This is a genomic window from Microvirga sp. GN3 (assembly GCF_055792825.1).
Map to the genome: position 1 here is coordinate 1 of NZ_JBVVAK010000188.1, position 13,082 is coordinate 13,082.

General features: G+C 60.3%; 11 protein-coding genes. 8 read left to right on the top strand and 3 right to left on the bottom strand.

The genetic code is table 11. The features are described 5' to 3' along the window. Positions 1 to 922: 922 nt before the first annotated feature. The 3 genes from ACS5Q1_RS41625 to ACS5Q1_RS41635 all read right to left on the bottom strand — a co-directional run bounded on the left by ACS5Q1_RS41625 (position 923) and on the right by ACS5Q1_RS41635 (position 3,459). Positions 923 to 1,234: a winged helix domain-containing protein gene (locus ACS5Q1_RS41625; protein WP_473103731.1), complete on the bottom strand. Its 312-nt coding sequence runs from the start codon at positions 1,232 to 1,234 to the stop codon at positions 923 to 925. A gap of 292 nt (positions 1,235 to 1,526) precedes the next feature. Further along, a complete protein-coding gene (locus ACS5Q1_RS41630; protein WP_473103732.1) occupies positions 1,527 to 1,778 on the bottom strand; it encodes a helix-turn-helix transcriptional regulator in 252 nt (83 codons plus the stop codon). A 478-nt stretch (positions 1,779 to 2,256) separates the two neighbouring features. After that, a complete protein-coding gene (locus tag ACS5Q1_RS41635; protein WP_473103733.1) occupies positions 2,257 to 3,459 on the bottom strand; it encodes a tyrosine-type recombinase/integrase in 1,203 nt (400 codons plus the stop codon). Positions 3,460 to 4,179: 720 nt separating this feature from the next. Between ACS5Q1_RS41635 and ACS5Q1_RS41640 the strand changes: the two genes are divergently transcribed. From ACS5Q1_RS41640 to ACS5Q1_RS41675, 8 genes are all read left to right on the top strand, one after another. Continuing rightward, complete coding sequence (locus ACS5Q1_RS41640) at positions 4,180 to 5,127, top strand: septal ring lytic transglycosylase RlpA family protein (protein ID WP_473103734.1); 948 nt, start codon at positions 4,180 to 4,182, stop codon at positions 5,125 to 5,127. A 128-nt stretch (positions 5,128 to 5,255) separates the two neighbouring features. Continuing rightward, entirely contained in the window at positions 5,256 to 6,467 is a 1,212-nt protein-coding gene (locus tag ACS5Q1_RS41645) for a D-alanyl-D-alanine carboxypeptidase family protein (protein ID WP_473103735.1), read from the top strand. Further along, positions 6,467 to 7,141 (top strand): dTMP kinase, encoded by a 675-nt coding sequence (tmk, locus tag ACS5Q1_RS41650; protein ID WP_473103736.1) that lies wholly within the window; start codon positions 6,467 to 6,469, stop codon positions 7,139 to 7,141. Before ACS5Q1_RS41645 ends, tmk begins: the two co-directional genes overlap by 1 nt. Continuing rightward, positions 7,131 to 8,195 (top strand): DNA polymerase III subunit delta', encoded by a 1,065-nt coding sequence (locus ACS5Q1_RS41655; RefSeq protein ID WP_473103737.1) that lies wholly within the window; start codon positions 7,131 to 7,133, stop codon positions 8,193 to 8,195. The genes tmk and ACS5Q1_RS41655 overlap by 11 nt, the downstream gene beginning before the upstream one ends. 47 nt (positions 8,196 to 8,242) lie before the next feature. Continuing rightward, the gene (gene metG / locus ACS5Q1_RS41660; RefSeq protein WP_473103738.1) at positions 8,243 to 9,793 is read left to right on the top strand and encodes a methionine--tRNA ligase; all 1,551 of its coding nucleotides are present in this window, start codon (positions 8,243 to 8,245) and stop codon (positions 9,791 to 9,793) included. A 47-nt stretch (positions 9,794 to 9,840) separates the two neighbouring features. Further along, a complete protein-coding gene (locus ACS5Q1_RS41665; RefSeq protein WP_473103740.1) occupies positions 9,841 to 11,172 on the top strand; it encodes a family 1 glycosylhydrolase in 1,332 nt (443 codons plus the stop codon). A 58-nt stretch (positions 11,173 to 11,230) separates the two neighbouring features. Next, positions 11,231 to 12,040, top strand: coding sequence for a TatD family hydrolase (locus ACS5Q1_RS41670; protein WP_203439476.1), 810 nt, complete (start codon positions 11,231 to 11,233; stop codon positions 12,038 to 12,040). Next, positions 12,037 to 12,834, top strand: coding sequence for an MBL fold metallo-hydrolase (locus tag ACS5Q1_RS41675; protein WP_473103739.1), 798 nt, complete (start codon positions 12,037 to 12,039; stop codon positions 12,832 to 12,834). The genes ACS5Q1_RS41670 and ACS5Q1_RS41675 overlap by 4 nt, the downstream gene beginning before the upstream one ends. The last annotated feature ends 248 nt before the right edge of the window (positions 12,835 to 13,082 follow it).

Consider the following 13,082-nt stretch of genomic DNA (forward strand, 5'->3'; position numbering starts at 1 on the left):
AAGCATCGAAGTCAGAGCGGAGTGGGATCGGCATGGCAACCCTCCTTGGCTCACCAAGTTGAATCACACCCACCGCAATCCTGGAAATCACGAACGAGTCAGACCTTCAGGGACCTGGTATTAGGGCCGCTCTCAAGAGTGAGGCGCTGCCGGTCACGAGGCATGGCGACGTCCTCTCGGCTCTAGTCTCACCACTACTCCTGACTGCTCGCTCGCCTCCTGCACCCCAGACCCCATCTGGTAGATTATATGTGTCCCTGTAGTCGGACCGCTGGAGGGCTCAAACGAGGAGTCTCGGTCCCTGTCATCGGACCGTAGGCGGTAATTTTCTTTCGTGGAGCCATGAACTGTCCTTGTAATCGGACCGGCTGTTCCTCCCATCGGACCGGCTACAGATTTGGCTTGGTCCGGGTGCCAGCGCATAAATGCTTTCGAGGCTTTCTCGCCTGTGCGATTGCAGGAGTAGAGCGTCAGTCGGTACTCGCTCGCATGAGGGCTCTTGCGGTCGAAATGTCCACGGGAGCAGCAGACGATAAAGCCCTTCTCAGTCAGCTCAACAAATGCACGTGCGGCCGTGTCCTTCGAGCAGCGGACGTACTTGGCAGCATCGCGGGTGGAAAGGGCGATGAAGCCATTGTTGCCGCCGTTGAAGATGGCAGCCAGTTCAAGAAAGATGCAGCGAGCCACTGATGAAAGAGACCTCCAGGCAGGTGAACGCAGCATGTGATGAGGAAGGGAAACGAAGCGCTCTGTTGTGCTTCGGCCCTTGTTATTGTGACGTCTGGGCATGAGGTGCCTCACAGCGGCCCTGAGAAGGTCAAGGGCGCCGGTTCTGAAGATTGATGAGGAAGGGTGCAGCCGAGGCGCAAACCCCGGCTGCTGGGCTTCTCAGAGTCAGGAGATGTTCTCTGACCCGCGCCGATTAAGCCGCACGACGCTTCTCCCCGGCAGAAAAAGCCCTGAGCACCCGTAAGGGTGTGCGCAGGATGTAGCGCCCGTGCGTCCCGGAATACGGACCAGCGTGAGGCTCATCGATGGTGTCGATACTAAGTCCGCGCTTCCGCAGAGAATGCACGTATGCTGACCAGCGTGGGGCCGGTCTTTCCAATGGAATCACTCCGTGCTCACGCACTTCCATGAGGCAGGCGAGCGTCCATGCTTCACGCCCCTTCAGGCGCAAACTTTCGTGGGTGTCGAGCCGCTGCACGAGGAGTTCAACAACATCGTTAGACATTTTGCGCCTCCGTGCGAAAGCCTGCCAGTTCTGCAACAGTCAGCGCTAAGGCTGGAGATAATCCGAACCGCGTGGACAGGCTTTTCACCACACGGGGATGGGAGTGGAGTGGCTGCGATGCTGCCCAAGCGAAGAGCGGCAGCGGGCACAGGTTCGCATTGCGGCGCAAGCGCCGCTCGGGTATTCTCTTCATTGCAAATCACCTTGTTGCCCCGTGCAAGACCCACTTGTGCGGGGCTTTCTCTTGCACGGTCATGAATGGGATGGATCCGGAAGCTTTTAGCTTCTGACGTCAGCGCTCATTCGCAGCACTAGCAATGAGGGCGCGGATATCCTCCACTCGCCATGCGGTGATGCGCGGGCCGAGTTTCACAGGCTTAGGATAGCGTCCGTCCTTGATGCCTGCCCACCAAGTAGACTTGCTGACCGGAATCGGCCCTTTCGGGGCAAGGATGCCGGGAAGCCGGACAAAGCCTGTGGGTGGCAGCTGGGGGGATACCGAAGAGTTCGCCATCAGGCGCGAGTCAACACTCTGCAAAGCCATAGGGCCTGCGTCCCTTCATTGTTGCATTGTGCATGAAACGACGGGGAGGCTCACGAGAGATTTGATTGACTCAACTCGCAAGCTCCCAGTAGGCTTTGACCCGCTTTATGAGAGCACAGGCTTCGGCCTACAGGACTGCCCCCTAACGACCAATTAGGGGGCGGTTCTTTTTTCACGTCGCTGACTTCTCATGTGAGAGGTCAATCCTCAACGGATTTGCTAAATCCGTATCGGACGTTGAATATCGTTAATGGTTGTTCCGGAATTCTCAATCGCTTTCCTTAGCCTTAAGCTTTTCCGATGAGGAAGGCTTACACTTTCTGGGCCTTTCTTGCGGAAGGCTGGTCCGCAGCGAACCACTTTGATTCGCTTAGGATGACCTTAGACCGCAATGCGTGGCCTAAAGGTTGCCGTGCGGACACAAATTCGTTGATATTCTCCTAATCCACAGACCCCGCAGAATTTGGCGCGGTTTGTTTCAGCGAATTGTGCGGTTCGCGTTCAAGCGCACGATATTGCTTCGGGCTTTCTGCTCAAGGAAAACAGCCCAAGCATCCATCAGCTTGCGGCGCTTCTCCAAGGCATCGCCGCGCCGGTAAGCCCGCTCAACCTCATCGCCGACAAGGTGGGCCAGAGCTGCCTCAGCTATTTCACGCGGGAAATGCGTACACTCTCCTGCCCAATCACGGAACGCACTGCGGAAGCCGTGAACCGTTACGTCAATTTTCATTCGGCGCAGTACCATTTCCAGCGCCATCGTCGAGAGAGGCCGCCCAGGCTTTGTGCCAGGAAAGACAAGCTCGCTGAGCCGGTTCTGCTCCATCTGCCGCAGGATCTCGACCGCACGAGCTGATAGCGGCACTCGATGCACCCGCCCAGCCTTCATGCGAGTTGCAGGCACGGTCCAGACACGAGCCTCAAGGTCGAATTCCTCCCATAAGGCTCCGAACACTTCACCGGACCGGGCTGCCGTGAGAATAGCGAACTCCAGAGCACGAGGCGCTATCCCGTCCCGCTCTCGCAGAGCGGCAATGAACGTGGGCACCTCATCGAACGGCATCGCCTTGTGATGCCCTCGTGTGAGCTTCGTACGCTTGGGCAGAATGGCATCCAAGTGCCCCCGCCACCGGGCCGGGTTCTCGCCCGCTATTTGTCCTCGGGCGCGAGCGAAATCGAACACCCGCTCAATGCGTCCCCTCAGGCGTGAGGCTGTCTCGGGCTTGGCGGTCCATAGAGGCTTCAGAACCTTGAGGACGTCTTCGGTGCCAATCTCTGTCACCGGCTTAGCCCGGAGCGGCTCGCAGTAGACAGCGAGGGTCATCTTCCATTGGGCACGATGCTTCTCGTTGCGCCAGGAGGATGACATGCTCTCAATCAGAGCATCGGCTGCCTCACCGAAGGTCATCACTTTGGGCTTGTCTCGTGCCGCAATGGGGTCCAGCCCATCTGCGAGCTTCTGGCGGGCGTCTGCCGCTCTCTCGCGGGCTTTGGCGAGGGGCACATCCCGCAAAGGACCAAGCCCCATCTCCCGGCGCTTGCCGTCCGCCTTCCACATGAACACCCACGAGCGGGCACCGCTCGCAGTGATGTTCAGATAAAGCCCACCTCCGTCAGAGTGCCGCCCCGGCTTTGTCAGTGTTGCGACTGTCCTGGCGCTCAACGTATGCAGCTGCCGTGCCATCTGTGCGTATCCTTCCCCACCTTCTTCCCCACCTTCTTCCCCACCTTTGAGGCTGGATTATAGCGGATGAGGCTGGACACCGTAAGATACACGCCAGTGTAAAATCCTATGATTTCACGGGATTTCTGGATGCTACTGACTTCGGCTGGACGCTAGTATGGCGGACACCCTCTCCGCCATCTTCGAGACGAGATTCCGTTACAGTCTTGGGCTGCAAGCGGTCCGTTAACCAAGCCACCTCAAAATGCCCGGTGAATCAACAACGAGTCATCCATGGGTGGCGCTCGTCCCTAATGGACCCTCAATATTTGCATCGCGGCGGATCGATGCACATTAATGTATTGATTTAACAGGATTATCTCTCGGATCTCCTCATTTTTCGGCTTTCTCGCTCGGTCAGGACGCTTTTCTAACACCTGGGACTGGGAAATGGTTCAAGCTAAAGTAAGACTCAAAATTTTGCTTTCATCCAATTGATTTGAATAGTTATTTTCCAAATAGAAACAATATTATGAACTTTCCAGCTTTGCCATTGACAAGCGCGGCCATTTAACTTTCCTTTAAGGGCCCCAAAAGCATTTTGGCGCGATGCCCGAGATCATCGGGCGCGCTGCCATGCACAGTGCGGATAATGGAATGCGAGGCGATATGCATTGTAATCGCGCAGAAGCGACGGCCGGAGCGAAGAAGGGAACCCTTCTTTCCTCCCATCAGCGGACATTGCTCCGCATCGCAGGCGTGACCGCGATTGCACTGACCGCTGCCAATTGCTCCTCCAACGTCCGAGGCGGTATCGATCCGAAGTACGGCGTCGCCCCGAGTCCGAAGGTCGTCGCCGACGGCCAGCCCATTCCGAAAGGCGGCGGCCGCCAAATGGTCGGAAAGCCATATATGGTGGCTGGCCGCACCTACGTTCCCAACGAGACGCCCCGCGCCAGCGAAGGCTTGGCGTCCTGGTACGGTGCGAACTTCCATGGCCGCATGACGGCGAACGGCGAGGTCTTTGATCGCGATTCGATTGCGGCTGCGCATACGACCATGCCGCTGCCCAGCTACGCGCGCGTCACGAATATGCAGAACGGCCATTCCATGATCGTCCGCGTGAATGATCGCGGTCCGTTCCACGGCAACCGAGTGATCGATGTCTCCGAGCGTGCCGCCGCGGCCCTCGGTTTCCGGCAGTCCGGGACTGCGCGAGTGCGGGTCGAGTATGTTGGGCGCGCTTCCACGAATGGCAGCGACGACCGTATCCTTCTGGCCAGTCTGCGAACGGACGGACAGCCTGCAAGCCTGACTGGCTCGGCTCCGACCATGATCGCACAGGCTGCGCCGCAGTCGAGTGCGCCGCGCCAGGCCATTGCCCTTCGCACCTACGAGCCGGATAACGGGGCCTACTCTGCGCCAATTCGCACGACGCAGCCGGTTGGCATGTCAGGAGCTGTCGCGAGCAATGTACCGCTCCCGCCTGAGCGTCCGTTCGACCTCGGAACGATACCGGGTGCAGCAAGCCCGGTTGCCCGAATCAGCGCGGCGGCTCCTGGGACCGTTCCCCCATCGCGTCCTGTCGTTGCGAGCCTCTATGAGACCCCGGCAGGCAATGGGCCGGCAGGCTTCCAGCGGAATGGCGCATACACGGCGACCAATTCATCCAAATTCGTGCTTCGGTAGCTCGACGAACGTCCCTCGATCGGATCACTGTAACATCGCGCACGCGCCGGGAGGGCCGGGCGTTGATTTGTTATTGACGCGCCACAGATTCGGGGTCTCCTAGGGGGAAGATCCTGGAGAATCTGACGATGCGTCATGTTAAGATCGCCCGATCCCTGGCGGCGATTGGTCTTGTATGGGGTGCTGTTTCCCTTGCCGTTGTCTGGTCTCGAGCGGCGCAGGCGCAGAATTTCCAAACATCAGCGCCCACGGCCATCCTCATGGATGCCGACAGCCATGCGGTTCTATTCGAGAAGAATGCCGATGAACTGACCGCACCAGCCAGTATGGCCAAGGTCATGACGGCCGAGGTGGTCTTTAACGAGATCAAAGCTGGCCGCCTGAACTTCGACAGCGAGTTCATGATCTCGGAGAATGCCTGGCGCAAAGGAGGAGGGGGGTCTGGTGGCTCTTCCATGTTCGCCAAGGTGAATACCCCTGTCCGGCTCGAGGATCTGCTGCGGGGCCTCGTCGTTCAGTCAGGCAACGACGCCGCGATCGCCCTCGCCGAGGGCATCGCCGGGACGGAAGACAACTTTGCCCGCATGATGAATGAGCGGGGAAAGCAGATCGGGCTTTCGAAGTCGACGTTCCGCAACGCGACGGGCTACGGGCACCCGGAGCAGAAGGCCACCGTTCGCGACTTGGCGAAGCTCTCCCTTCACGTCATCGAGACATACCCGGATCTCTATAAGATGTTCGGGGAGCGGGAGTTCACCTGGAACAAGATTCGCCAGCAGAACCGCAATCCGCTGCTGTTCATGGATATCGGCGCTGACGGGCTGAAAACCGGCAATATCGACGAAGCCGGCTACGGGCTGATGGGGTCGGCTGTTCAGAACGGGCAGCGTCTGATCGTAGTGGTGAACGGCCTCAGGACGGCGAAGGATCGCGCGGCGGAGTCCCGCAAGCTTCTGGATTGGGGTTTCAGGGCCTTCGAAACCCAGCAGCTTTTCGCGGAAGGGCAGGTTGTTGGCGAAGCTCAGGTTTTCGGTGGGAACAGACGGTCGCTGCCGCTTGTGTCCAAGAAGCCTGTTCGTGTACTTGTGCCTCGTGGGGAAAGCGAACGGGTGACCGCTCGCATCATCTACACCGGTCCTCTCAAAGCCCCCGTCCAGAAAGGCGCCGAGGTGGCCCGGCTCCAGGTCAACCGCGGTGACATGCAGGCTCTCGAAATGCCGCTTTACGCCAATGAGGATATCCAACAGGGAACGCTGAGCCAGCGGGCTCTGGATGGCCTGCTGGAATTCAGCACAGGCTGGGTGCGCCGCGCTTTCACGAGCGTGATCGAAGGCATTTGATGGCAGGCTGCTTCATCACGTTTGAAGGCGGGGAGGGTGCAGGCAAGTCGACCCAGATCGCGAGGCTTAAGAACCGGCTCGGGCAGCTCGCCCAGCCGGTTATCGTCACCCGCGAACCGGGCGGCTCGCCCTACGCCGAGGAAATCCGCGCGTACATTTTAGGCGGGCACGCGAAGCATCTCGGACCCTTCGCGGAGGCCCTGCTGTTCGCCGCCGCCCGCATCGATCACCTGGACAAGACCATCACGCCGGCGCTCAGGAGCGGGACCCACGTCCTGTGCGACCGTTTCGCGGATTCGACCCGGGCCTATCAAGGCTCCGTGGGCAATATCGACAAGGGGTTGATCGACCAGCTCGAGACGGTGACCCTGCAGGGCGTGAAGCCCCACCTGACCTTCATCCTCGATCTGCCCGCCGAAGTCGGGCTCGCCAGGGCCGGAGCGAGACAGGCCGGGAAAGGCGAGGGGGCAGATCGGTTCGAGGAGGAGGATATTTCCTTCCACCAGTCGCTTCGCCAAGCCTACCTGTCCATTGCCCAGGCGGAGCCGAAACGGTGCGTGGTGATCAATGCGGACCAGGATCCGGATGAGGTCGAAACTGCGATCTGGACGGCCCTGCGCGAACGTCTGCCCCCAATGACCGAGCCTGCGGCGAGGCCTCTCGATGTCGCGTGACGATCAGGATGTGGCCGAACCGGATCGGCTTGAGGGCGCCCCACACCCCCGAGAGCAATTCGCCTTCTTCGGCCACCGGGAAGGCGAGGAGGCCTTCCTGGAAGGGCTTCGCAGCGGCCGCCTTCATCACGCCTGGCTGATCGGGGGCGCTCAGGGCATCGGCAAGGCCACCCTGGCTTATCGCGTCGCCCGCGCCGTTCTCGATCCGCATAAAAGCGACGACCGAGCCGTTTCAAGCCTCGATGTGTCCGCCGACACGAACGTGGCGCGCCAGGTGGCGGCTCTCTCGCATCCCAATCTCTCGGTTCTGAGAAGGGCTCCGGCCACCGACAAGAAGGGGCCTTCGGCGACCATTCCTGTCGATGCCGTCCGCAAGGCGCTCGGCATGTTCGGCTCGACCGCGGCCGATGGCGGCTATCGGGTCTGTATCGTCGACAGTGCCGAGGACCTGACGATCTCGAGTGCCAATGCCCTGCTCAAGGTGATCGAGGAGCCGCCGCCGCGCTCGCTCTTCCTCATCGTCAGCCACGCGCCCCAAAGAGTTCTTCCGACCATCCGTTCGCGCTGCCGGCGCCTTCTGCTCCGCCCGCTGGAGGACCAGGACATCAAGGCGGCCATTGCCTCGCTCGGTTCTCCCTGGATAGATATTCCGCGGGACCTTGTGGATCAGGCGCTGCGCTACGGCGAAGGCTCGGTCCGGCGCACCCTCGAACTGCTCGATGCCGAAAAGGTTGCCTTCATCGATCAGGTCACCCGCCTCCTGAACGGATTGCCGAAAACCGACACCAAGCAGGTCCTCGCTCTGGCGGAAGCGCTCTCGCGGCGCGATGCGGACGACAGCTACGAGCTGGCTCTCGAAACCGTGCAGCGCTGGGTGTCCGAACGGCTCCATGAACGGGCAGGGCTCGGCGCCTCCCGCCTTGCGCCTTTGGTGGAGGTATGTGAGAAGATCGGCCGTTCGGCGCGCGAGATCGACGTCTTCAACCTCGACCGCCGGCCTTTCATCCTGACGATGTTCGACGATCTTGCCGATGCGGTTCGGCGGGCGGCTTGAAGCCTCGGCGTCGGAAGGATCTTTGATTTCAGGGCTTAGGATTCGATATGGCCGACAAGCAGAAATTCTACATCACCACGGCTATCTCGTACCCGAATGGGGCTCCCCATATCGGTCATGCCTACGAGGTCGTCGCGTCTGACGCGATCGCGCGCTTCAAGCGCATCGACGGCTATGACGTGTTCTTCATGACCGGCACGGACGAGCACGGCCTGAAGATCCAGCAGACAGCCGACAAGAACAGCACGACTCCGAAGGCCTTTGTCGATGAGATGGCTGCCAAGTTCAAAGCCATGGCCGATCGGCTCGACTGCTCCTACGACCGGTTCATCCGCACCACGGATGCCGATCATCTGCCCTCGACCCAGGAACTCTGGCGCCGGATGCAGGAGAAGGGCGATATCTATCTCTCGAAATATTCCGGCTGGTACTCGGTCCGGGACGAGGCCTATTACGACGAGAGCGAACTGACGAAGCAGCCCGACGGCAGTTGGCGCGCGCCCACGGGAACGCCGGTCGATTGGATCGAGGAGGAGAGCTATTTCTTCCGCCTCTCCGCCTATCAGGATCGCCTGCTTGCCCATTACGAGGCCAATCCGGACTTCATCAGCCCGGAAACCCGCCGCAACGAGATCACGAGTTTCGTCCGTTCCGGCCTGCAGGACCTCTCGATCAGCCGCACGACCTTCAATTGGGGCCTGCCAGTTCCCGATGCCCCGAAGCACGTCATGTATGTGTGGATCGATGCTCTCAACAACTACGTGACCGGGTGCGGCTTCCCGAACGAGAACGATCCGCGCTGGCACTACTGGCCGGCGGATGTGCACATCATCGGCAAGGACATCGTGCGCTTCCACACGGTCTACTGGCCGGCTTTCCTGATGTCGGCGGAGCTGCCGCTGCCCAAGCGGGTCTTCGGGCATGGCTTCCTGCTCAACAAGGGCGAGAAGATGTCGAAGTCGGTCGGCAACGTCGTCGATCCGTTCGACCTCGCCGACACCTACGGCGTCGACCAGATCCGCTACTTCTTCATGCGCGAAGTGCCCTTCGGCCAGGACGGGAACTACTCCCACGAGGCCATCGTCAACCGCATCAATGCGGATCTGGCAAACGACCTCGGCAATCTCGCGCAACGGTCGCTGTCGATGATCGCAAAGAACTGCGACGGGGCTGTACCGCAGCCGGGCGAGTTCACCCAAGCCGATCAGGACATTCTCTGGCTGGCTGATGCCTTGCCAGGGAAGGCGAGGGCGGCGATGAAGGATTTTGCCGTTCATACGACGCTGGCTGAGATCTGGGCGGTCGTAGCCGAAGCCAACCGCTATTTCGCCTCCCAGGAGCCCTGGGTGCTGCGCAAGAGCGATCCGGCCCGCATGAACACGGTGCTCTATGTGACGGCCGAGGTTCTGCGGGCGGTCGGCATCCTGGCCCAGCCTTTCGTGCCGACGGCTGCCGCCAAGCTGCTCGACTTGCTGGCAATTCCGCCGGAGGGCAGGGCGCTTGCGGCGGTCGGGCCGGACCATCGTCTGGTGCCTGGGACCGCTCTTCCGCAACCTGCGCCGATTTTCCCGCGTTATATCGAGGCGGAGGCGTCCTGACGCTTCCGTTTTGATCGGCCCTCCTAGGCCCTCAGCGGAAGCGTATGATGTTCACCACCTTCATGTTCGCGACCGGTGTCGAGAACAGTAACCCAACTATCAACAATGGCCGCACCCGCATCGATCAGATGGAGAAATGCGGCCATTACACTCACTGGCGGACGGATTTCGATCTTCTCGAGGACCTCGAGATCCAAGTCCTGCGCTACGGCCCCCCGCTCCATAACACCTTCCTAGGACCCGGGCGTTATGACTGGTCCTTTGCCGATATAACCTTCGACGAAATTCTACAGCGCAACATCATTCCGATTGTCGATCTGTGCCATTTCGGCGTCCCGGACTGGATCGGCAATTTTCAAAATCCAGATTTCCCCGATCTTTTCGGGGCTTACGCCGAAGACTTCGCACGCCGCTTTTCCTGGGTTCAGCTCTACACCCCCATCAACGAGATGTTCATCTGCGCCCAATTCTCGGCGGCCTATGGCTGGTGGAACGAGCAGCTGAGCAGCGATCAAGCCTTCGTGACGGCACTCAAGCACATCGTGAAGGCCAACGTGCTGGCCATGGAGCGGATTCTCAAGGTCCGTCCGGATGCCCTGTTCATTCAAAGCGAGTCTTCCGAATACTTCCACGCAGACAACCCGGCGGCGATCAAGCCGGCCGAGATCATGAATGCCAGACGATTCCTGTCCCTTGATCTGAATTACGGCAAGCGGCTCGACTCGGAAATGTACGAGTTCCTGATGGACAGCGGCATGACTCGGGACGAATACCATTTCTTCCTCAGCCGCTCGTCCCTGCGCCACCACTGCATTATGGGCAACGACTACTATGTCACCAATGAGCACAGGGTTCAGGCTGATGGCCTGACGAGGGCGGCCGGCGACGTGTTCGGCTATGACGAGATCACGCGGCAGTACTACGACCGCTATAAGTTGCCGGTGATGCATACCGAAACGAACCTCATGGAGGGGCCCAATGGCGACGAAGCGGTCAACTGGCTTTGGAAGCAATGGGCGAACGTTCTGAGGGTCCGCAACACAGGTGTGCCGATCGTCGGCTTCACCTGGTACTCGCTCACCGATCAGATGGACTGGGATACAGCGCTTCGGGAGGAGAACAACCGTGCCACGCCCGTGGGCCTCTATGATCTCAATCGCAATATTCGCCCCGTGGGGCGATGCTACAAGCAGCTGATCCACGACTGGTGCGATGTCCTTCCAGCGCAAAGCGTGTGCCTGACGGTGCCTGTGGTTCGGCCGCAGGAGTGCGAGGAAGCTCCGGTTCAGAGGCATCAGGAGCGGTTGCGCAACATGCTGCGCAAGGAGACAAAGGAGGATGACGAACCGGTGGCAACGGCTCAGGGCGTCCGTCGGTAGACGGGCAGGCTGATCCGCTTTATGCAGCTTGCTGCCGCAGAGGAGGGCGCCTTCACTGATGTTGGTCGATAGTCATTGCCACCTGGATTTCCCGGACTTTCAAAGCCGCCTCCCCGAGGTTCTGGCTGCGGCGGCTGCCGCCGGTGTAAGTCGCATGGTAACGATCTCAACCCATGTGGCCCGTTTCGAGACTTATCGCGCCTTGGCTGAAGCGCATGCGAGTGTCTTCTGCACTGTCGGAACGCACCCTCACAATGCGGCGGTGGAGCCTGATATCCCAGTTGAGCAGCTGGTCGAGCTCTCGGTGCATCCGCGTTGTGTGGCCATCGGCGAGGCAGGCCTCGATTATCACTACGACAAGAGTCCGCGCGACGTGCAGCAGCGGGTTTTCCGCACGCATATCGAGGCCGCACGGGTGACCGGATTGCCTCTGGTCATCCATGCCCGTAATGCCGACGAGGACATGATCCGGATCCTGTCCGAGGAAATGGGGCGAGGGCGCTTCGATGCGGTTCTTCACTGCTTTTCATCCGGCGCAAAGCTGGCCGAGGTCGGCGTCGAACTCGGTCTCTATGTCTCCTTCTCAGGCATCCTGACCTTCCGGAACTCCGAGGAGATCCGCCGGATCGCCGCGGCCGTTCCTCATGAGCGTCTGCTTGTCGAGACGGACGCCCCCTATCTGGCCCCCGTCCCGCATCGCGGCAAAACCAACGAACCCGCCTTCGTGGCCCATACGGCCCATGTGCTCGCGGACGTCATCGGAATGACCGATGAGGACGCTGCCACGTTGACGACGGCCAATTTCTATCGCCTGTTTTCCAAGGCAGCCGCTGCCGACGCGGCACTGGGGCTGGCATTCGCATCATGACATTGAGATTGACGATCCTCGGTTGCGGATCCTCGGCGGGTGTGCCGCGCGTGGGCGTCGGCTGGGGTGCCTGCGATCCGTCCAATCCCAAGAATCGGCGTAGGCGCTGCTCCGTCTTGGTCGAAAAGATTGGTCCGGGCGGCATAACGACCGTCCTGGTCGATACCGGTCCAGACCTGCGCGATCAGCTTCTCGGAGCCGATGTCCGGCGCCTCGACGCCGTTCTCATCACCCATGAGCATGCAGACCATATCCATGGGATCGACGATCTGCGGCCGCTCGCGATCGTCCAGCACCAGCGGATCCCGGTCTATGCCGACCGGATGACCAGCGAGCTGCTCCAGATGCGCTTCGGCTATTGCTTCGACACGCCGGCCGGCAGCAGCTATCCGCCGATCCTGAAGATGCGCCATCTGCAGCACGGCGTGACGGCGGCGGTCCCCGGGCCCGGCGGCCCCTTGGAGGTCTTGCCGTTCAGGATGGTCCACGGGGACATCGACGCCCTGGGCTTCCGTTTCGGCAGCATCGCTTATGCGCCGGACGTGAGCCACATGCCTGCGGAGAGCTTGCCAGCCCTGGAAGGCCTGGAAGTCCTGATCCTGGATGCCTTGCGCTACACGCCGCATCCGACGCATTTCTCGCTGTCGGAAGCCTTGGAGCTGATCGAGAGGGTCCAGCCGAAGCGCGCCATCCTGACAAACCTCCACACGGATCTCGATTACGAGACGCTACGCCGTGAGCTGCCGCCGCATATTGAACCGGCTTACGATGGGCTGCAGATCGAAATGCGCTGAGGTTCGACGCGGATCTTGGCGAGAGTTCCCGAAATCGTCCAAGAGGCGATCACAGGCGTAAGTCTCTCTAGGAACAGATCAATTTAAGTTCCATAATATATCTTATGCGAACACCTCTAGGTCACGGGTGGATTCTATTCTGAAGTGCGAATTCCGTTACAAACAATGGGTTTGCACTCGGAGGCTGAATGACCCTGCCCTACATCCACCTGAGCCTGGCTGAACGGCGCGAGATCGCGCGCATGCAT

Bases quoted from the DNA above. Each gene is read 5' to 3' on its own strand.
- ACS5Q1_RS41670 (WP_203439476.1), top strand. From the start codon at position 11,231: ATGTTGGTCGATAGTCATTGCCACCTGGATTTCCCGGACTTTCAAAGC.
- ACS5Q1_RS41665 (WP_473103740.1), top strand. From the start codon at position 9,841: ATGTTCACCACCTTCATGTTCGCGACCGGTGTCGAGAACAGTAACCCA.
- ACS5Q1_RS41625 (WP_473103731.1), bottom strand. From the start codon at position 1,234: ATGTCTAACGATGTTGTTGAACTCCTCGTGCAGCGGCTCGACACCCAC.
- metG (WP_473103738.1), top strand. From the start codon at position 8,243: ATGGCCGACAAGCAGAAATTCTACATCACCACGGCTATCTCGTACCCG.
- tmk (WP_473103736.1), top strand. From the start codon at position 6,467: ATGGCAGGCTGCTTCATCACGTTTGAAGGCGGGGAGGGTGCAGGCAAG.
- ACS5Q1_RS41655 (WP_473103737.1), top strand. From the start codon at position 7,131: ATGTCGCGTGACGATCAGGATGTGGCCGAACCGGATCGGCTTGAGGGC.
- ACS5Q1_RS41675 (WP_473103739.1), top strand. From the start codon at position 12,037: ATGACATTGAGATTGACGATCCTCGGTTGCGGATCCTCGGCGGGTGTG.
- ACS5Q1_RS41645 (WP_473103735.1), top strand. From the start codon at position 5,256: ATGCGTCATGTTAAGATCGCCCGATCCCTGGCGGCGATTGGTCTTGTA.
- ACS5Q1_RS41635 (WP_473103733.1), bottom strand. From the start codon at position 3,459: ATGGCACGGCAGCTGCATACGTTGAGCGCCAGGACAGTCGCAACACTG.
- ACS5Q1_RS41630 (WP_473103732.1), bottom strand. From the start codon at position 1,778: ATGGCTTTGCAGAGTGTTGACTCGCGCCTGATGGCGAACTCTTCGGTA.